Raw genomic sequence first — 18,118 nt, 5'->3', positions numbered from 1 at the left:
ATGGCCGCCATCGAATAAGCACCTGGAGTTGTTCTCATGGCACTGGCCCATTCCCTTGGATTTCCGCGCATCGGTCGCGACCGCGAACTGAAGAAAGCGCAAGAGGCGTTCTGGAAAGGAGAACTGAACGAGGCGGGCCTGCGTGACGTCGGGCGTGACCTGCGCAAGGCTCATTGGGACCTGCAGAAAAACGCCGGCATCGACTTGCTGCCAGTCGGCGATTTCGCCTGGTACGACCAGGTGCTGACCCACTCGCTGATGTTCGGCGTGATCCCCGAGCGCTTCCGTCCGCACGACGGCAAAGCCACGCTGCAGACCCTGTTCAGCATGGCCCGTGGCGTCAGCAATACTTGCTGCGGCGAAGGCCACGCTCAGGAAATGACCAAGTGGTTCGACACCAACTATCACTATCTCGTACCGGAATTCAGCGTCGATCAACAATTTCAGCTGGGTTGGGAGCAGTTGTTTGAAGAAGCTGAAGAGGCGCGCGCGCTGGGGCACAACGTCAAACCGGTGATCATCGGCCCGTTGACCTATCTGTGGCTGGGCAAAACCAAAGGCACTGATTTCGACAAGCTCGATTTGCTTGATCGCCTGCTGCCGCTGTACGGCCAGATCTTTGCGCGGCTGGCGGCACTGGGCGTGGAATGGGTGCAGATCGATGAGCCGATTCTAGTGCTCGATCTGCCCCAGGACTGGAAAAATGCCTTCGAACGCGCCTACAACCAGATCCAGCGCGATCCGCTGAAAAAACTGCTCGCCACCTACTTCGGTGGTCTGGAAGAAAACCTCGGTCTGGCGGCGAACCTGCCGGTCGATGGCCTGCACATTGATCTGGTGCGCGCGCCGGATCAGTACCCGACGATTCTGGATCGTCTGCCGGCCTATAAAGTGCTGTCGCTGGGTGTGGTCAACGGTCGGAACGTCTGGCGCTGCGATCTGCACAACGCGCTGGCGACGCTGCGGCATGCCCATGAGCGTCTGGGTGATCGTTTGTGGGTGGCGCCGTCCTGCTCGTTGCTGCACAGCCCGGTGGACCTGAGTCGTGAAGACCAGCTCGATGCCGAACTGAAAAGCTGGCTGGCGTTTGCCGTGCAGAAGTGCGAAGAGGTCGCCGCGCTCGCCCAGGCTGTCAGCGAGCCGGAAGCGCCGCAGGTGCTGCGCGCGTTGGCGCAGAGCCGTGCGGTGCAGACCAGTCGCGCCGCCTCGCCGCGCATTCACAAACCGGCGGTGCAGGCACGGGTAGCGGCGATCACAGCCGGCGATGCGCAACGTCAATCGCCGTTTGCCCAGCGCATTGCCAAACAGCGGCGCAAGCTTGATCTGCCGCTGTTCCCGACCACCACCATTGGCTCGTTTCCGCAAACGGCGGCGATTCGTCTGGCGCGTCAGGCCTACAAGCAGGGCAAGCTCAGCGCGGCGGATTACACCGACGCCATGCACAGCGAAATTCGCCACGCGGTGGAGATTCAGGAGCGCCTCGGGCTGGATGTGCTGGTGCACGGTGAAGCCGAGCGTAACGATATGGTCGAGTATTTCGCCGAACAACTCGATGGCTACGCTTTCACTCGCTTCGGCTGGGTGCAGAGCTACGGTTCGCGTTGCGTGAAACCGGCGGTGATTTTCGGCGACCTGAGCCGCCCGCGAGCAATGACGGTCGAGTGGATCCGCTACGCCCAGAGTCTGACCGACAAAGTCATGAAAGGCATGCTGACCGGTCCGGTGACCATGCTCATGTGGTCGTTCCCGCGCGAGGACGTCAGCCGTGAGGTCCAGGCACGACAACTGGCGCTGGCAATCCGTGATGAAGTCAATGATCTGGAAGCCGCCGGAATCAACATCGTGCAGATCGACGAAGCGGCGTTCCGTGAGGGCTTGCCGTTGCGCCGGGCGCAGTGGCAGGCGTATCTGCACTGGGCGAGCGAAGCGTTCCGCCTGTGCGCCTCCGGGGTGCGCGACGAGACGCAGATTCATACGCACATGTGCTACAGCGAGTTCAACGATGTGATCGAGTCGATCGCGGCGATGGACGCCGATGTCATCACCATCGAAACCTCGCGTTCGGACATGGAACTGCTCGAAGCGTTTGAAGCGTTCGCCTACCCGAACGACATCGGCCCCGGCGTGTACGACATTCACTCGCCACGCATTCCCGATGTGGCGGAGATGGTCGGGCTGCTGCGCAAAGCTGCCCGGCGCATTCCGACTGAGCGCCTGTGGGTCAACCCGGATTGCGGCTTGAAAACCCGTGCCTGGCCAGAAACCGAAGCGGCGTTGGTGCACATGGTCACGGCCGCGCGGCAGCTGCGCAAAGAGTGGGCATAGTAGCCAACGCAGTCCCCTGTAGGAGTGAGCCTGCTCGCGATAGCGGTGGGTCAGTCGCTTATGTGTTGAATGACACTCCGCTATCGCGAGCAGGCTCACTCCTACAGGGGTGTGTGATTCCGGATGGCACGGCAGGCTCGCAATTGTTACCGTGACCCACCGCAACCCAGGTACCTCCCGCACCCATGGACCCGCAGCCAGTCATTCAAGCCGCCTCTGAAGCCGACATCCCGGCCATCCTCGATTTCACCCTCAAGGCCCGCGCCGAGCTGTTTCCCAAACTCAGCGCCTCCGGCACGCCTCACGATCTGGCGCGTTTCGCCGAGGTTTATCTGCATGGCGCAGGCTGCTTTCTGATCGCTCGTCAGGAAGGGTAGATCGTCGCCTCGATCGGCTATCTGCCGTATGACCGACGCTTCCCGCAACTGGTGTATCCCGGCCTGAAAGTGGTGGAAGTCGTGCGCCTGTTCGTCCTGCCTTCGCAGCGCCGATCAGGACTCGCTGGTGCGCTGTATCGGGCGTTGAAGGAACACGCGCTAGCCAACGGCGTGGAGCTGATCTACCTGCACACCCATCCGTTTCTGCCGGGCGCCATCGAGTTCTGGCAGCGCCAGGGTTTTGCCATTGCTCAGGTCGACAAGGACCCGGTCTGGCAGACCACGCACATGCAATCGTTCATGAATGAAAACGCAATATCTGCGCGCCATCGAACGGATCCGTCAGGTAGTGCGCCCTGACCCCGAAGGTCGTCTGTAAGCGCTCCGGCGTCAGCACGTGCAGCGGTTCGCCGAGCGCCACCAGCCGCCCGCGTTCCAGCACCGCCAGGCGATCGCATTTAAGCGCCTGATTGAGATCGTGCAGGGCGATCAGCGTAGTCACCGGCAGAGTGCGCACCACTTGCAGAATGCTCAGTTGATGCTGGATGTCGAGGTGGTTGGCCGGCTCGTCGAGCAGCAGAATCTGCGGGCGCTGCGCCAAGGCGCGGGCGATGTGCACGCGCTGGCGTTCACCGCCGGAGAGGCTGCGCCAGAGGCGGTTGCGCAGGTGCACGGCGTCAACGTCGACCAGCGCTTGCTCGACGATGGCGGCATCGGCCGGCGACCACGGTTGCAGCGCCGACAACCATGGCGTACGCCCCAGCGCGACGGCGTCGAACACACGAATGCCATCGTCGGTATCGGCCTGCTGTTCAACCACCGCGAGCGTTTGCGCGATGCTGCGCCGGGACAACTTGCAAAGCGCCTGGCCGTCGAGCTGCACTTGGCCTGTGCTCGGTTCACGCAGGCCGGCGAGCAGTTTCAGCAAAGTGGATTTGCCGGAGCCGTTCGGGCCAACGATACCTAGGGTTTCACCACGCTGAACATCGAGACTGACACCGTTGAGCAACTCGGCACCACGCACCTTGAAGCCCAAACCAGCACAACTCAGAACCGGGTTCATCGCGCCGATCTCCGACCCACCAGAATCAGCGCGAACACCGGTGCGCCCACCAGCGCGGTGATCACGCCGACCGGAATCACCTGACCCTTGATCAGGGTGCGTGACAGCACATCGGCGGCAATCAGAAACACCGCACCGCCCAGCGCACTGGCCGGCAGCAGACGCGCATGACCGGTGCCGAGCAACAACCGCGCGGCGTGGGGAATCCCCAGCCCGACAAAACCGACCGAGCCGACAATCGACCCCATCACCGCCGTCACCAGCGCGGCGCAGCCAATCAACAGAATCTGCACACGTCGTACTGGAATGCCGAGAGACGCCGCCGAGTCCGCGCCAAAGGTGAACGCATCCAGCGCCCGGCGATGCCACAGACAAACAACCAACCCCAACACAGCCACCGGCACCGCCAGCCACACCGACGGCCAGCGCACGCCGCCGAGATTGCCGAGCAGCCAGAACATGATCCCGCGCGCCTGTTCGGAGCTGGCCGAGCGGGTGATCAGAAAAGCGGTGAGGGCGTTGAACAGCTGCGAGCCGGCAATCCCGGCAAGAATGATCTGCCCGGTGCCGCTGGCCGAGCCGCTGACCCGCGCCAACAGAATCACCAGCACGAACGCGGTCACCGCACCGGCGAAGGCACCGGCCGACAGCGAGATCGCTCCGGCGCCGACGCCGAGCAGGGCGACCATCACCGCGCCGGTCGAGGCACCTGCGGAAATCCCCAGCAGATACGGATCGGCCAACGGATTGCGCAGCAGCGATTGCAGGATCACCCCGCATGTCGCCAGGCCGGCACCACAGGCCGCCGCGACCAGCGCGCGGGTCAGGCGATAGTTCCAGACGATGCCTTCGTCGATCGGGTCGAGCACATAACCGGCGCCCCACAGCTTGTTCGCCAGCACCTGCAGCACCACGCTCGGCTCGATGGAGGTCTCACCAATGGCCACACCACCGATCAGCGCAACCGACAGCGTCAACAGAACCAGCAGGGCACGGATCAGGCGTCTGCTCATTGCGACAGGTCGTAGCCGTTGATGGCGGTGGCCAGTTGTGCGAGGCCATCGAAGGTGCGCAGGCTGGCCTGCATGGCCATGGCGTCGAGGATGATGATGCGGTTGTGCTTGACCGCGTCCATGTTGCGCGTCACCGGATCACTGCGCAGGAATGCGAGCTTCTTCTGGTAGTCGTCAGCCGGGAAACGCCGGCGATCCATGCGCGCGATGACCAGAAACGTCGGGTTGGCCTTGGCGATGGTTTCCCAGCCGACGGTCGGCCATTCTTCATCCGACTCGACGATGTTGCGCACGCCGAGGGTGCTGAGCATGAAATCGGGCACACCTTTGTGCCCGGCCACGAACGGCTCGATGTCCATCTCGGCGCTGGAGAACCACACCAGAGCGCTGACGTCTTTGCGCTGCTGGTTTTTCGCGGTGGCGATCGATTGTGCGAGGCTGGCTTTGAGCTGCTCATTGAGCTGTTCGCCACGCGCCTGCACGTCGAAAATCGCCGCCAGTTGGCTCACGCCTTTGTAGATGCTGTCGATGCGAAACGGCGCCAGCCGCGTGCCGTCCGCACCGACGAGGTTGTCCTTGGCTTCGCAATCGGAGGGCAGCAGGTAGGTCGGAATCTTCAGCTCGTGAAACTGCTCGCGGGTGCCGACCGCGCCTTGCGGGCCGACCATCCATTCCAGCTCGACGGCGACCAGTTCCGGGCGTTTGCCGATCACCGCTTCGAAACTCGGCTCGTTATCGGCGAGGCGCTCGATCCTGTCGTTCTGCGCTTTGTATGTGCCCAGCACGTCGTTGAACCACAGCGAAGTGCCGACAACCTTGTCGCCCAGGCCCAAGGCATAGAGCATTTCGGTGCCGGCCTGGCCGATGGTCACCGTGCGTGCGGGCGCGTGCTGGAAAGTAAGGCTGCTGCCGCAGTTTTCCACGGTCAGCGGATAGGCAGTCGGCGCCGCTTGCGCCAGGGCGCAGAGGCTCAGAGAGGTGAGCAGGGTGGCAACGCGGGGCAGCAGCATGGGGCAGTCTCCAGGGGGAACCGTACGGGAGCGGGCGGGTACGGTCTGGAAACACACCTCGGGCGCGGTCGTGGAAACTGCGCTAGGCCGGCATGGTGAAAAAGCGCACGGCACGATGTCCTTCCCGGACACCCCGCCGGTTAGTCAGTCACTGTGCCGGCAGGTCTCCTGACTGATGCGTCATCGCCATGCTCCGGCCTTCCCGGGGATTACCCAGTGGCAGTCGAGGAGCAGGCTCGGCACCTACAGTTGCGGGGGCAGTTCCGATTGATGCTGTGCAAGCATTTCGGATTCCCTATTAATTCCGTGTGGAAACCGGCGCGGGCATGGTAGTCGATCAGGCCGCTGATGGGGAGCCGAATCTGCTTTGGTAGGAGCTGCCGAAGGCTGCGATCTTTTGATCTGGTCTTTAACGGGCAAGATCAAAAGATCGCAGCCTTCGGCAGCTCCTACACGGGTGCGTGTTTGCGTGGCGGAGTGTTTGCAATCCGAGGGTAAGCTTGGCTAGTATACGATCCATATACATTTCGTATCGGATATAGACATGGGCATCGTAAAGATTTCAGAGGACATGCACGAAAATCTGCGCATCTCCAGCAACGCACTCAGCCGCTCGATCAACGCGCAGGCCGAGCACTGGATGCGCATCGGCATGCTCGCCGAGCTGCACCCCAACCTCGACCACAGCGCCATTTGCCGCCTGCTGATCCGCGCCGAACAGAACGGCGGACTGGATCTGCACCAACTGACACAGGAAGCCGTCAGCGCATGAGAAACCAGATCAGGATCAACACACCCGCCGACATCGAAAAATCCCGCGCCGCCGGCAAACTGGCTGCCGAAGTGCTGGCGATGCTGGTGCCGCATGTGAAGGCCGGCGTGACCACCGATGAGCTCGACCGGTTGTGCAACGAGTACATCGTCAATGTGCAGAAAGCCGTGCCGGCCAATGTCGGTTATCACGGTTTCCCGAAAACCGTCTGTGCATCGGTCAACGATGTGGTGTGTCACGGGATTCCGTCGGGCACGCCGTTGAAGGACGGCGACATCGTCAACCTCGACATCGCCGTGATCAAGGACGGCTGGTTCGGTGATACCAGCCGCATGTACGTGGTGGGTGAGGCGACTCCCGAAGCGCAGCACCTGATCAAGACCACCTACGAGGCCATGTGCGCAGGCATTCGCGCAGTCAAACCGGGCGCGACGCTGGGCGATATCGGCCATGCGATCCAGCGCCTGGCGGAGGCGGAGGGCTTTAGCGTGGTCCGCGAGTATTGCGGTCACGGCATCGGCAAGGTCTATCACGATGAGCCGCAGATCCTGCATTACGGCTTTCCCGGTCAGGGTCTGAAGCTCAAGGCCGGGATGATCTTCACCGTGGAGCCGATGCTCAATGCCGGCAAGCGCCATGTGAAGAATATGCCGGACGGCTGGACCGTGCTGACCAAGGACGGCTCGTTGTCGGCGCAGTGGGAGCATATGGTCGCGGTGACGGAGACCGGATTCGAAGTGCTGACGGCGTGGCCGGATGAGGTTGAAGGGTACCGGGCCATTGGCTGAGACCGCGTCGCCTGCTTGCCCTCACCTAGCCCTCTCCCAGAGGGAGAGGGGACTGACCGAGGTGTTGTTGCGAGATACGCCGAGGTGCGATACCGAGTCGATCTTGCATTTGAACAGCATGAAGATCGGCTCCCTTTCCCCCTCGCCCCCCTGGGGGAGAGGGCTGGGGTGAGGGGGTAGATCCAACTGACTCAGCGCAATCAGTGGGCACCTGCGGCCTTGTTCAAATCGCTCTCGGTCCATTCGGTATAAACGCACGCATCCGCCGTCGCCCAGCGAACCCGCACCGGGTCGCCAGCCTTGAGCGGCATGCCCGCCGCCGACAGGGCTTTCACCGTCATCGACGTCCCGCCCGCAGTCACCACGCTGCAGGTCTGGCTCTCACCGAGAAACAGCACCTCCACAACGTTCGCCGAAACCTCATTCCAACCCGCCGCCAGCGGCTCATCCAGCGCTTGCTGCGTGCTCAGCGCCAAGGCCTTTTCCGGCCGCACCATCAGCAGCACATCCTGATCGGTGTGCAAGCCCGCCGTCAGCCGAATCGACAACGACTGCCCCTCGAAACTCGCCGCTGCATTGCCTTGCGCCTTGAGCTTGAGGAAGTTCGAGTTACCCAGAAACGACGCGACAAACGCATTCGGCGGATTCTGATAGAGGTCATAACCACTGCCCAGACCGACGATCTTGCCGTGGCTGAAAATCGCAATGCGTTGCGACAGACGCATGGCTTCTTCCTGGTCGTGGGTTACGTAGACGATGGTGATGCCCAGGCGGCGGTGCAGCTGGCGCAGTTCATCCTGCAAATCCTCGCGCAGCTTCTTGTCCAGCGCGCCCAGTGGTTCGTCCATCAGCAGGATGCGCGGCTCGTACACCAGCGCCCGGGCGATGGCGACACGTTGCTGCTGACCGCCGGACAGTTGCGAAGGGCGGCGATGGGCGAACTGTTCGAGCTGCACCAGTTTCAACATTGCATCGACGCGTTTTTCGCGCTCGGCCGCTGCCAGTTTGCGAATCGCCAATGGGAAGGCGATGTTGTCGCGCACCGACAGATGCGGGAACAGCGAATAGCGCTGGAAGACCATGCCGATGTCGCGCTTGTGCGGCGGCACGTTGACCAGCGACTGGCCATTGACGAGGATCTCGCCGCTGCTCGGTGTTTCAAAGCCGGCGAGCATCGACAGCGTCGTGCTTTTTCCCGAGCCGCTGGAGCCGAGGAAGGTGAGGAATTCACCGTCCTTGATGTCCAGCGAGATATTGTCGACGGCCGCAAAATCGCCGTAGTGCTTGTTCAGGTTGCGCAGGCTGACCAGGGGTTTGTCGTTCTGCTGGGATGCGTCTTTGATCACGGCACTCATGTCGTACTCCTGGGCGCTCAGGCGCTGATTTCGTTGCGCCGGCGCAGGGCGGCGGCGATCACCATGACCAATACCGACAAGCCGATCAGCAGCGTCGAAGCGACGGCGATCACCGGGGTCAGGTCCTGGCGCAGGGTGGTCCACATTTTCACGGGAAGGGTTTGCAGGGTCGGGCTGGCCATCATCACGCTGAGCACCACTTCGTCCCACGAAACGAGAAAGGCGAAGAGGGCGCCGGCGACCATCCCCGGCCGGATCGCCGGGAACGTCACCTTGAACACCGCCTGCAAGCGCGAGGCACCGCAGATCACTGCGGCGTCTTCGATCGACTGATCGAACAGCTTCAGCGAGTTGATGATCGAGATGATGGTGAACGGCAGCGCAACGATCACATGGCTGACGACGAAAGCGAACATCGTCCCGGTGTAGCCGAGCTTGAGAAACAGCGCGTACACCGCCACGGCGATGATCACCAGCGGCACGATCATCGGCAGGGTGAACAGGCCGTACAACATCTCGCGTCCGGGAAAGCGTCCACGCACCAGCGCAAACGCCGTCGGCAAACCGAGGGCCACGGCACAAATGGTGGTCAGCACTGCAACCTTGAGACTGGCGGCAGCGGCGTTCATCCAGTCGGGATTGGAGAAGAACTGGCCGTACCATTTCAGCGTCCAGCCCGGCGGCGGGAACACCAACCACTGCGAGGAGCCGAACGACAGCAGCACGATGAACACGATCGGCAAGAGCAGGAACAGACCGATCAGCCCGGTGGTTGCATACAAGCCGAAGCGCATGCGCCGGCTCATGGCATTGGGGGTCAGGAGCATGTCGGCTTACCTCGCGTTACTGGCGCCAACCGGGGATTCCGGCTGAAGCTTCAGGTAGAAGTAGAATAGCACCAGGGTGATTGCGATCAGCAACGCAGCGCCGGCACTGGCCAGGCCCCAGTTGAGGAACGATTGCACCTGCTGAATGATGAACTCCGGCAGCATCATGTTCTGCGCCCCGCCAAGCAGCGCCGGGGTGACGTAGTAACCGAGCGACATCACGAACACCATCAGACCGCCCGAGGCCAGACCCGGCCGACACAGCGGCAGGAACACCCGGAAGAAGTTGGTCCACGGACTCGCGCCGCAGATCGAGCCGGCCTGCAGGATCATCGGGTCGATGGCCTGCATGGTCGCCTGCAACGGCAGGACGATGAACGGAATCATGATGTAGCTCATGCCGATCACCACGCCGGTCAGGTTGTGCACCATTTCCAGCGGCTGATCGATGATGCCCATGGCCATCAGCGCCTTGTTGATCACCCCCGAGGCTTGCAACAGCACCAGCCACGAATAGGTGCGGGCGAGCAGGCTGGTCCACATCGACAGCAGCACGATGTTGAGGATCCAGCGCCCCCAGCCGCGCGGCACCAGGGTGATTGCCCAGGCCAGCGGAAAGCCCAGCAGCAGGCTGAACAGCGTCACCAGCCCGGCCACCGAAAAGGTATTGAGCAGCACCCGCGCATAGGCCGAGTTGGCGAACAGTTGTTCGTAGTTGCCAAGCCCCGGCACCGGTTCCAGCACGCCGCGCAGCAGCAATCCAATCAACGGCGCGAGGAAGAACAGGCCGAGAAACAACAGCGCCGGGACGAGGTTGCCAGCGCCGCGCCAGCGTTGTTTGAACGCCGAGCCGGTAGCGCCCGCGGCGCTCCCGGTGGCAGTGGAGGGACGGGGCGCAGTGGCCGCGATTTTCATTTGACCAGCCATTCGTTCCACCGTGTTGCGATAGCCGGACCGTTCTTGGCCCAGTATGCGAAATCAAGGGTGATCTGATCCTTGGCGTAAGCCGTCGGCAGGTTGGGCGCCAGCGTCGAATCCAGACGCTCCACACTGTCGAGGTTGACCGGGGCGTAGGCGGTCAGGTTGGAGAAATCGGCCTGGCCCTTGGCGCTGCTGGCGTTGGCGAGGAATTTCATCGCCGCGTCCTTGTTCTTCGAGCCTTTGGGGATGACCAGAATGTCGGCCATGACCAGGTTCTGTTTCCAGCTCACGCCGACCGGCGCGCCGTCTTCCTGCAGAGCGTGCACGCGACCATTCCAGAACTGGCCCATGCTCGCTTCACCGGACGCCAGCAGCTGCTGCGACTGCGCGCCGCCGCCCCACCAGACGATGTCTTTCTTGATGGTGTCGAGTTTCTTGAAGGCGCGGTCCAGGTCCAGCGGGTAGAGCTTGTCAGCCGCGACGCCGTCGGCCAGCAGCGCCAGTTCGAGCACGCCGGGGCTTGGCCATTTATAGAGGGCGCGTTTGCCCGGGTAGGTCTTGGTGTCGAACAGCGCGCTCCAGTCCTGCGGCTTGTTGGCGCCGAGCTTGCCCTCGTTGTAGCCGAGGACGAAGGAGAAGAAGAACGAACCGACGCCGTGATCGCTGACGAAGCGCGGGTCGATCCTGTCGCGCTGGATCACTTTGAAATCGAGGGGTTCGAGCAGGCCTTCGGCAGCGGCGCGCAGGGCGAAATCGGCTTCGACATCGACCACGTCCCACTGCACGTTGCCGCTTTCGACCATGGCCTTGAGTTTGCCGTAGTCGGTTGGCCCGTCCTGGACGACGGTGATGCCGCTGGCCTTGCTGAACGGATCGGCCCAGGCCTGTTTCTGCGCATCCTGGGTGCTACCGCCCCAACTGACAAAATTCACGCTTTCGGCAGCCATTGCAGCCTGGCCGGTAACGCTGAGCAGTCCCGCGAAAAAGATCGCGGTTGCAGCTTTGTTCAACACCATGTTCACGCCCTCATTGTTGTGTTTTTGAGCGGGCCTTGCGTTGTTGCCCGCCTGTCGGGAGCAGTAGCTGGACGGTTTTTCAGGTCGCCCGGTCTATGGAATATCATATTATGGTATTCCAAACTTTGTGCAAGCATTTTGCCTTACCGGTTATCTGGCAGCTGTCCTTTTTTGTGGTTCGAAGAAATGGATCTGAAATGCAAACCCCTTGTAGGAGTGAGCCTGCTCGCGATAGCGGTGTGTCAGTCAACATCATTGCTGAATGTCACACCGCTATCGCGAGCAGGCTCACTCCTACATTTGGATTCGTGCTCGACGAAAGTTATTCGGTGAAAGGGATGCTCTCAACCACCTCGAGGTCATACCCGGTCAACCCTGCATACTTCAGCGGTGGGCCAAGGTGGCGCAGCTTGCCAACCCCAAGGTTCTGCAGAATCTGCGCCCCGGTCCCGACTTCGGAATAGATCCGCGACTGCGAACGGCTGAACTGCCTCGGCGGCTGGGTCAGTTGCGGCACGCGCTCCAGCAACGCCTGCGACGATTCGTGGTTGGCCAGCACCACCACAACCCCATGACCTTCCGCCGCGACCCGTTGCAGCGCCGCCCACAGCGTCCAGTTCGTCGGCCCGCTGTACTCGGCACCGACCAGATCGCGCAGCGGATCGATCACGTGCACGCGCACCAGCGTCGGCTCTTCGCGACGCAAGTCGCCCATGACCATCGCCATGTGCACGCCGCCTTCAATGCGGTCTTCGAAGGTGATCAAACGGAACGTGCCATGCACCGTTGGCAGCTCACGTTCGCCGATGCGTTCGATGGTGTGCTCGGTGCTCAGGCGGTAGTGGATCAGGTCGGCGATGGTGCCGATCTTGATCCCGTGCTTGCGTGCGAACTGCTCCAGATCCGGGCGGCGGGCCATGGTGCCGTCGTCGTTCATCACTTCGACGATCACCGAGGCCGGGGTGAAACCGGCGAGGCGCGCCAGATCGCAGCCGGCCTCGGTATGCCCGGCACGGGTCAGCACGCCACCTTCCTTGGCGCGCAACGGGAAGATGTGACCGGGCTGCACCAGGTCTTCGGCGCGGGCATTCGGCGCGACGGCGGCGGCAACGGTGCAGGCACGATCCGCCGCGGAGATGCCGGTGGTCACGCCAACCGCCGCTTCGATCGACACGGTAAACGCCGTGCTGAACACGCTGCCGTTGGCGGGTACCATTTGCTCCAGGCCCAGACGCTGGCAATGTTCGTCGGTGAGGGTCAGGCAGATCAGCCCGCGCGCTTCGCGAGCCATGAAACTGATTGCCTCCGGCGTGCAGCGATCGGCGGCCAGCAGCAGGTCGCCCTCGTTCTCGCGGTCTTCGTCATCGACCAGCAGGACCATTTTGCCGAGGCGATAATCTTCAATGATTTCTTCGATGCTGTTGAAGGCCATGCTGGACTCTCAGGGTTCGTTGGAAATATATTGGTATACCATAATACAAAATCAACAAAGAGGTCACTATGAAGGCGTACTGGATTGCCCACGTGGATATAGCCGATGCCGAGCACTACAGCCAATACACCCAGCGTACCCCGCATGCGATTGCTGCATTCGGCGGGAAGTTTGTCGCCAGAGGCGGGCGCAGCGAAGCGCTGGAAGGCCGGCAGACGCCGCAGCGCACGGTGATCATCGAGTTCGAGAGCTACGAGCAGGCCGTGGCGTGCTACCGCTCGGCGGCGTATCAGGAAGCGAAAAGTTACCGCGAGGGATGGGCGAGGGCGGAGATCATCATCGTCGAAGGCGTCGCCCCAGTTTAGGCAACACCACCAAACCCGTGTAGGAGTGAGCCTGCTCGCGATAGCGGTGTGTCAGTCAGCAATTCTCTAGCTGATACACCGCTATCGCGAGCAGGCTCACTCCTACAGAAAGCGAAGCGTTGTCAGCGCATGAAGTGAATCTTGCCGCTGTCATCATTGCCCATGTAAATCCCGTACACCCCGGCCTGGCGCTCTTCGATATAGCGCTCGAGAATCTGCCGGATTGCGGGGTAGTAGATCTGCTCCCACGGAATGTCTTCAGGGGCGAAGAACTTGTAATCCATGGTCTCCGGCCCGTACTGCCCGGTGATCTCCAGGGCAATGGCGCGGAAGATGATGTACACCTCGCTGATCTTCGGCACGCTGAAGATCGAGTACGGCGAGACGATTTCCGCGCGCACGCCGCTTTCTTCCCAGACTTCACGCAGCGCCGCCTGCTCGGTGGTCTCAAAGCTTTCCATGAAACCGGCGGGCAGGGTCCAGGTGCCCGGGCGCGGCGGGATCGCCCGTTGGCACAAGAGGTATTTGCCGTCCTGCTCGATGATGCAGCCGGCAATGATCTTCGGATTGACGTAGTGGATATAGCCGCAGCCGCGGCACATCAGGCGCTCGTGCGTATCGCCCGGCGGCATCTGCTGACCAAGGTCAGGGCCACCGCATTTCGGGCAAAAGCTCGGGCTGAACATGTCATTGACCTATGCGCGGTTCTTTCAGCGCGATCGGCAGGGTTATCGCCGGGGTGCCCTTGACGGCGACGCCGGTTTCTTCCTGCTTGCGCTTGAGGTAATCGAGGGCCACGGCAGCGGCCGCGCGGACGTGATCGACACAGGCCTGATGCGCCGCCAGCGGATCACCGCTCTTGATCGCCTCGACCATTTTTTCCATCTCGTGATTACTCGCGCCGCGGCGGTTTTCCTGGGACACCGAGGTCGCGCGCAGGTAGCTGATGCGCGCCTGCAACTGGCGCAACTGGGTGGCAGCGACATGGTTGCCCGAGCCTTCCAGCAGCACGTCGTAGAAGCCCTGCACCGAGTCGATCACCTGTTGCAACTCGCCGTCCTTCAACGCCTTGCGGTTGTCATCGAGGGCCTTTTCCAGGGCCTTGATGTCCTTGGCTTTGGCGCGCAGGGTGAACAACTGCACGATCAGACCTTCGAGCACGCAACGCAATTCGTAGATGTCGACGGCATCGGCGAGGGTGATGATCGCCACACGCGGGCCTTTGGCGTCGGCGAATTCCACCAGGCCTTCGGATTCAAGGTGACGCAGGGCTTCGCGCACCGAAGTGCGGCTGACACCGAGGCGATCGCACAGGTCGCGTTCGACCAGGCGATCACCTGGCATGAGCTGGAAATTCATGATCGCGCTCCGCAGTTTGTCCAGCACGATTTCGCGCAGGGTAACGGGATTGCGATTGACCTTGAAGCTGTCGTCAAGTGGCTGGCGTTTCATGGGGTCCGCTCTTGAGCTTGGCTGTCCATGCCAGACGGGCATCAAAACAGCCGAGGGTTAACTGGAGGCCTCGGCGTCGGCTTCGGCAAAGGCTTCACGGGCCAGCCGGAAACTGTCCACGGCCGCCGGAACGCCGCAATAAATGCCGACCTGAAGCAGAATTTCGCGTATTTGCTCACGACTCAGGCCGTTACGCAAGGCGCCACGCACATGCAGCTTGAGTTCGTGCGGGCGGTTGAGCGCCGAGATCATCGCCAGGTTGATCATGCTGCGCTCCTTGAGCGACAGACCCTCGCGCCCCCAGACATGGCCCCAGCAGTATTCGGTGACCATTTCCTGCAGCGGACGGGTGAAGTCATCGGCGTTCTCTATTGAACGTTGCACGTAAGCTTCGCCCAATACCTGCGTACGGATCTGCAGGCCTTTTTCGTACTTTTCGTTACTCATTATTCCTCCTCAAACCACAGATCCCTTGTGTAGGAGCTGCCGAAGGCTGCGATCTTTTGATCTTGCTTTTAAACATCAAAGTCAAAAGATCGCAGCCTTCGGCAGCTCCTACACAGGGGATTTGTGTGAATCCTTCAGGTCAAGGCAGGCAACGCGCCGAGCTTGCCCTTGTGGTAAATCATCGGTGTCACCGGTTGCTCGGGCAGGATCAGGTTCTTCACCGCGCCGACGATGATTGCGTGATCACCACCGTCGTACTCACGCCACAACTCGCACTCGATGATTGCCGTCGCCTTGGCGAGGATCGGGTTACCCAAATCGCTCAAATGCCACTCGATGCCCTTGGCCTTTTCCTTGCCCTTGCCGGCGAACGCGTAGGCTTCGGCGGTCTGTTCGGCGGAGAGCAAGTGGATAGCGAATTTCTTGCTGTCGCGCAGCACCGGGTAAGTGTCGGAGGCGTAGTTGGGGCAGAACAGCACCAGCGCCGGGTCGATCGACAGCGCGCTGAACGCGCTGGCGGTAATGCCAACGATGCCGCCATCCGGGTCGAGGGTGGTGACCACCGTGACGCCGGACGGAAACGAGCTCATGACGTCTTTGTAAATGCCGGGTTCGATCATTTCGCAGGACTCCTAGCGCATCACAAACGGATCAGGCATTGGCGCCTGGGAGAGGTTGATCCACACCGTTTTCAGTTCGGTGTAGGCCAGCACCGAGTCGATGCCGCTTTCGCGTCCATAGCCACTGTTCTTGAAACCGCCGATCGGCGCCATCGCCGACACTGCGCGGTAAGTGTTGACCCAGATAATTCCTGAGCGCACATCGCGCGCCAGCCGGTGGGCGCGGCCCAGGTCACGGGTCCAGATGCCGGCGGCGAGGCCGAACTGCGAGTCGTTGGCGATCGCCAGTGCTTCGGCTTCGTCTTTGAAACGAATCACCGACGCCACCGGGCCGAACACTTCTTCCTGCATGATCTTCATCGAATTACGGTCGCATTCGAACAGCGTCGGCTCGTAGAACCAGCCTTCGCCGAGATCCGCCGGACGCTTGCCGCCGCTGCGCAAACGCGCGCCTTCGGCAATCGCATCGGCGACCAGCCCTTCGACCACCGCCAGTTGCTGCGCGGTGGCCATCGGGCCCATCTCGCTATGGTCTTCCTGCGGGTTGCCGATGCGGATGCGCTGGGCGCGTTCGACCAGACGATTGACGAATTCGTCGTAGATTTCGTCCTGCACCAGCAAACGCGAACCGGACACGCAGCTCTGCCCGGACGCCGCGTAAATCCCGGCAATCGCGCCGTTGATCGCACTGTCGAGATCGGCGTCGGCAAAAATGATATTCGGCGACTTGCCGCCCAGTTCCAGCGACAGCTTGGCGAAGTTTTCGGCGCTGCTGCGCACCACATGCCGTGCCGTGGCCGCGCCGCCCGTGAAGGCAATCTTGCGGATCAGCGGATGGCGGGTGAGGGCGGCGCCGGTGCTCGGGCCGTAACCGGTGACGACGTTGACCACGCCCGGCGGAATCCCGGCTTCGAGGGCCAGACGCGCCAGCTCGAGAATGGTTGCCGAGGCGTGTTCGGACGGCTTGATCACAATGGTGTTGCCGGCGGCGAGGGCCGGGGCCAGTTTGATCGCGGTCAGGTACAGGGGGCTGTTCCACGGAATGATCGCGGCGACCACACCCATGGCTTCGTGCACGGTGTAGGCAAACAGGTCGGGCTTGTCCAGCGGCAGGGTGCCGCCCTCAAGCTTGTCGGCCAGGCCTGCGGTGTAGTGGAAGAACTCCGGCAGGTAGCTGACCTGGCCACGGGTTTCGCGGATCAGCTTGCCGTTGTCGCGGCTTTCCAGCTGCGCCAGGTGTTCCTTGTTTTCTGCGATCAGGTCGCCGAGGCGACGCAGCAACTTGCCCCGCGCGGTGGCAGTGAGGCCACGCCACGCCGGGCTGTCGAAAGCGCTCTGCGCCGCTTGCACGGCGCGTTCGACGTCCGCTTCATCGGCGTCGGGCAGTTCCGCCCAGGCCTGCGCGGAGGCCGGGTTGAGGCTTTCGAAGGTCTTGCCGGAGAGGGCGTCGACCCAATCTCCGCCGATGCACATCTGGAAGCGTGCGAGTGTCATGCAACGATCCCCTTTATATGGTTTTGTCGGGAGTGTGCGAATTGAAGGAATTCCAGCAGCATCTGGTTGACCAGACGCGGCGACTCTACCGGCATCATATGCCGTTGCTCGGGCAGCACGGCAACCTTCGCGCCGGGGATGCGTCGGGCCAGTTGCTCGGCCATTTCCGGGGTCGAGCCGGGGTCGAGTTCGCCGGTGGCGATCAGCGTCGGCGCCTGAATGCTGCTCAGGTCGTCGGCGCGGTACATGTCCTGGGTGGCGAACAATTCGTAGGTGGTCAGGTAACCCTGCGGATCGTTGTTGGCCAGTGTCTGACGCAACGCGGCGATCTGCGCCGGGTTGGCTGCCTGATATTCACGGCTGAACCAGCGTGACAGCGCGGCTTCGGCATTGGCGTCCGGGCCATGCTCGGCGGCCTGCGCCGTGCGGGCAATAACGCCGGCACGCTGTTCTTCGCTGCGGTTGAACACGCTGTTCAACACCACCAGGCTTTGCAGGCGCTCCGGGTAATGCAGGGCAAAGGCCCGCGCGACCAGGCCGCCCATGGAGAAACCGATCACCGCGGCCTGGGGCAGATTCAGGTGCTCGAGCAGCTCGAGCAGTTGATCAGCGTAACCGAGCAGGTCGGTGCCGCTGGCCGGGCGCGGGCTGGCGCCGTGGCCGAGCATGTCGTAGGCGATCACCTGATACTGGCTGGCGAGGCCGACAATCTGCCCGCCCCACATTTCTTTGTTCAGGCCCACGCCGTGGATCAAGACCACGGGCTGGCCTTGGCCGGTCGCCAGGTAACTGGTGCCAGCCGGGGTGAGTTCAGCGGTGAGCCGAATCATGGAGCGCTCCT

At 62.2% G+C, this 18,118-nt stretch carries 18 protein-coding genes, 1 pseudogene and 1 riboswitch; of the genes and pseudogenes, 5 read left to right on the top strand and 14 right to left on the bottom strand.

What is annotated here, in order from left to right; translation table 11 throughout:
- The first annotated feature begins 36 nt into the window (after positions 1 to 36).
- The gene (metE, locus tag AEQ63_RS11290; protein ID WP_064363451.1) at positions 37 to 2,325 is read left to right on the top strand and encodes a 5-methyltetrahydropteroyltriglutamate--homocysteine S-methyltransferase; all 2,289 of its coding nucleotides are present in this window, start codon (positions 37 to 39) and stop codon (positions 2,323 to 2,325) included.
- A gap of 185 nt (positions 2,326 to 2,510) precedes the next feature.
- Positions 2,511 to 3,062, top strand: a pseudogene (locus AEQ63_RS11285) (GNAT family N-acetyltransferase).
- On the opposite strand, the gene AEQ63_RS11280 reads toward AEQ63_RS11285, so the two are convergent.
- Genes AEQ63_RS11280 through AEQ63_RS11270 form a run of 3 tightly spaced genes read right to left on the bottom strand, consistent with a single transcriptional unit; the run spans position 3,001 to position 5,788 of the window.
- Positions 3,001 to 3,765, bottom strand: a complete 765-nt coding sequence (locus AEQ63_RS11280; RefSeq protein ID WP_064363450.1) for an ABC transporter ATP-binding protein — start codon at positions 3,763 to 3,765, stop codon at positions 3,001 to 3,003. The pseudogene AEQ63_RS11285 and the gene AEQ63_RS11280 sit on opposite strands and share 62 nt — an antisense overlap.
- Complete coding sequence (locus AEQ63_RS11275) at positions 3,762 to 4,778, bottom strand: FecCD family ABC transporter permease (protein WP_064363449.1); 1,017 nt, start codon at positions 4,776 to 4,778, stop codon at positions 3,762 to 3,764. The genes AEQ63_RS11280 and AEQ63_RS11275 overlap by 4 nt, the downstream gene beginning before the upstream one ends.
- Positions 4,775 to 5,788: an ABC transporter substrate-binding protein gene (locus tag AEQ63_RS11270; RefSeq protein WP_064363448.1), complete on the bottom strand. Its 1,014-nt coding sequence runs from the start codon at positions 5,786 to 5,788 to the stop codon at positions 4,775 to 4,777. Before AEQ63_RS11270 ends, AEQ63_RS11275 begins: the two co-directional genes overlap by 4 nt.
- A gap of 141 nt (positions 5,789 to 5,929) precedes the next feature.
- Positions 5,930 to 6,123: riboswitch (cobalamin riboswitch) on the bottom strand.
- 209 nt (positions 6,124 to 6,332) lie between these two features.
- Between AEQ63_RS11270 and AEQ63_RS11265 the strand changes: the two genes are divergently transcribed.
- Positions 6,333 to 6,560 carry a ParD-like family protein gene (locus AEQ63_RS11265; RefSeq protein WP_003225727.1) on the top strand — a complete coding sequence of 76 codons (228 nt, stop codon included), beginning with the start codon at positions 6,333 to 6,335 and terminating at the stop codon, positions 6,558 to 6,560.
- Positions 6,557 to 7,348, top strand: a complete 792-nt coding sequence (map, locus tag AEQ63_RS11260) for a type I methionyl aminopeptidase (RefSeq protein WP_064363447.1) — start codon at positions 6,557 to 6,559, stop codon at positions 7,346 to 7,348. The genes AEQ63_RS11265 and map overlap by 4 nt, the downstream gene beginning before the upstream one ends.
- Positions 7,349 to 7,548: 200 nt before the next feature.
- Here the strand turns inward: map and AEQ63_RS11255 are convergent, their stop codons facing one another.
- The 5 genes from AEQ63_RS11255 to ribBA form a co-directional block, all read right to left on the bottom strand.
- Positions 7,549 to 8,703 carry an ABC transporter ATP-binding protein gene (locus tag AEQ63_RS11255; RefSeq protein ID WP_064363446.1) on the bottom strand — a complete coding sequence of 385 codons (1,155 nt, stop codon included), beginning with the start codon at positions 8,701 to 8,703 and terminating at the stop codon, positions 7,549 to 7,551.
- Positions 8,704 to 8,720: 17 nt separating this feature from the next.
- The gene (locus AEQ63_RS11250) at positions 8,721 to 9,530 is read right to left on the bottom strand and encodes an ABC transporter permease (RefSeq protein ID WP_007918021.1); all 810 of its coding nucleotides are present in this window, start codon (positions 9,528 to 9,530) and stop codon (positions 8,721 to 8,723) included.
- A 6-nt stretch (positions 9,531 to 9,536) separates the two neighbouring features.
- Positions 9,537 to 10,445: an ABC transporter permease gene (locus tag AEQ63_RS11245; RefSeq protein ID WP_064363445.1), complete on the bottom strand. Its 909-nt coding sequence runs from the start codon at positions 10,443 to 10,445 to the stop codon at positions 9,537 to 9,539.
- On the bottom strand, positions 10,442 to 11,467 hold the full coding sequence (locus tag AEQ63_RS11240) for an ABC transporter substrate-binding protein (RefSeq protein ID WP_016775018.1): 1,026 nt from the start codon (positions 11,465 to 11,467) through the stop codon (positions 10,442 to 10,444). Before AEQ63_RS11240 ends, AEQ63_RS11245 begins: the two co-directional genes overlap by 4 nt.
- A gap of 322 nt (positions 11,468 to 11,789) precedes the next feature.
- Complete coding sequence (ribBA, locus tag AEQ63_RS11235) at positions 11,790 to 12,899, bottom strand: bifunctional 3,4-dihydroxy-2-butanone-4-phosphate synthase/GTP cyclohydrolase II (protein WP_016775017.1); 1,110 nt, start codon at positions 12,897 to 12,899, stop codon at positions 11,790 to 11,792.
- 68 nt (positions 12,900 to 12,967) lie between these two features.
- On the opposite strand from ribBA, the gene AEQ63_RS11230 reads away from it, so the two are divergent.
- Positions 12,968 to 13,264, top strand: coding sequence for a DUF1330 domain-containing protein (locus AEQ63_RS11230; protein WP_064363444.1), 297 nt, complete (start codon positions 12,968 to 12,970; stop codon positions 13,262 to 13,264).
- A 122-nt stretch (positions 13,265 to 13,386) separates the two neighbouring features.
- Here AEQ63_RS11230 and AEQ63_RS11225 read toward each other — a convergent pair whose 3' ends face one another.
- The 6 genes from AEQ63_RS11225 to AEQ63_RS11200 all read right to left on the bottom strand — a co-directional run bounded on the left by AEQ63_RS11225 (position 13,387) and on the right by AEQ63_RS11200 (position 18,107).
- Positions 13,387 to 13,950, bottom strand: coding sequence for an NUDIX hydrolase (locus AEQ63_RS11225; RefSeq protein WP_064363443.1), 564 nt, complete (start codon positions 13,948 to 13,950; stop codon positions 13,387 to 13,389).
- A 1-nt stretch (position 13,951) separates the two neighbouring features.
- Positions 13,952 to 14,716: a GntR family transcriptional regulator gene (locus AEQ63_RS11220; protein WP_042606770.1), complete on the bottom strand. Its 765-nt coding sequence runs from the start codon at positions 14,714 to 14,716 to the stop codon at positions 13,952 to 13,954.
- A 57-nt stretch (positions 14,717 to 14,773) separates the two neighbouring features.
- Positions 14,774 to 15,163, bottom strand: coding sequence for a carboxymuconolactone decarboxylase family protein (locus tag AEQ63_RS11215; RefSeq protein WP_024013190.1), 390 nt, complete (start codon positions 15,161 to 15,163; stop codon positions 14,774 to 14,776).
- 134 nt (positions 15,164 to 15,297) lie between these two features.
- Positions 15,298 to 15,783 (bottom strand): flavin reductase family protein, encoded by a 486-nt coding sequence (locus tag AEQ63_RS11210; protein WP_016775013.1) that lies wholly within the window; start codon positions 15,781 to 15,783, stop codon positions 15,298 to 15,300.
- 12 nt (positions 15,784 to 15,795) lie between these two features.
- Positions 15,796 to 17,277, bottom strand: a complete 1,482-nt coding sequence (locus AEQ63_RS11205) for an aldehyde dehydrogenase (protein WP_064363442.1) — start codon at positions 17,275 to 17,277, stop codon at positions 15,796 to 15,798.
- A complete protein-coding gene (locus AEQ63_RS11200; protein WP_064363441.1) occupies positions 17,274 to 18,107 on the bottom strand; it encodes an alpha/beta fold hydrolase in 834 nt (277 codons plus the stop codon). The genes AEQ63_RS11205 and AEQ63_RS11200 overlap by 4 nt, the downstream gene beginning before the upstream one ends.
- Between the last annotated feature and the right edge of the window lie 11 nt (positions 18,108 to 18,118).

The organism is Pseudomonas sp. RIT-PI-o (assembly GCF_001297215.1).
GTDB lineage: Bacteria > Pseudomonadota > Gammaproteobacteria > Pseudomonadales > Pseudomonadaceae > Aquipseudomonas > Aquipseudomonas moraviensis_A.
This window is presented reverse-complemented; position numbering and strand designations above follow the sequence as displayed.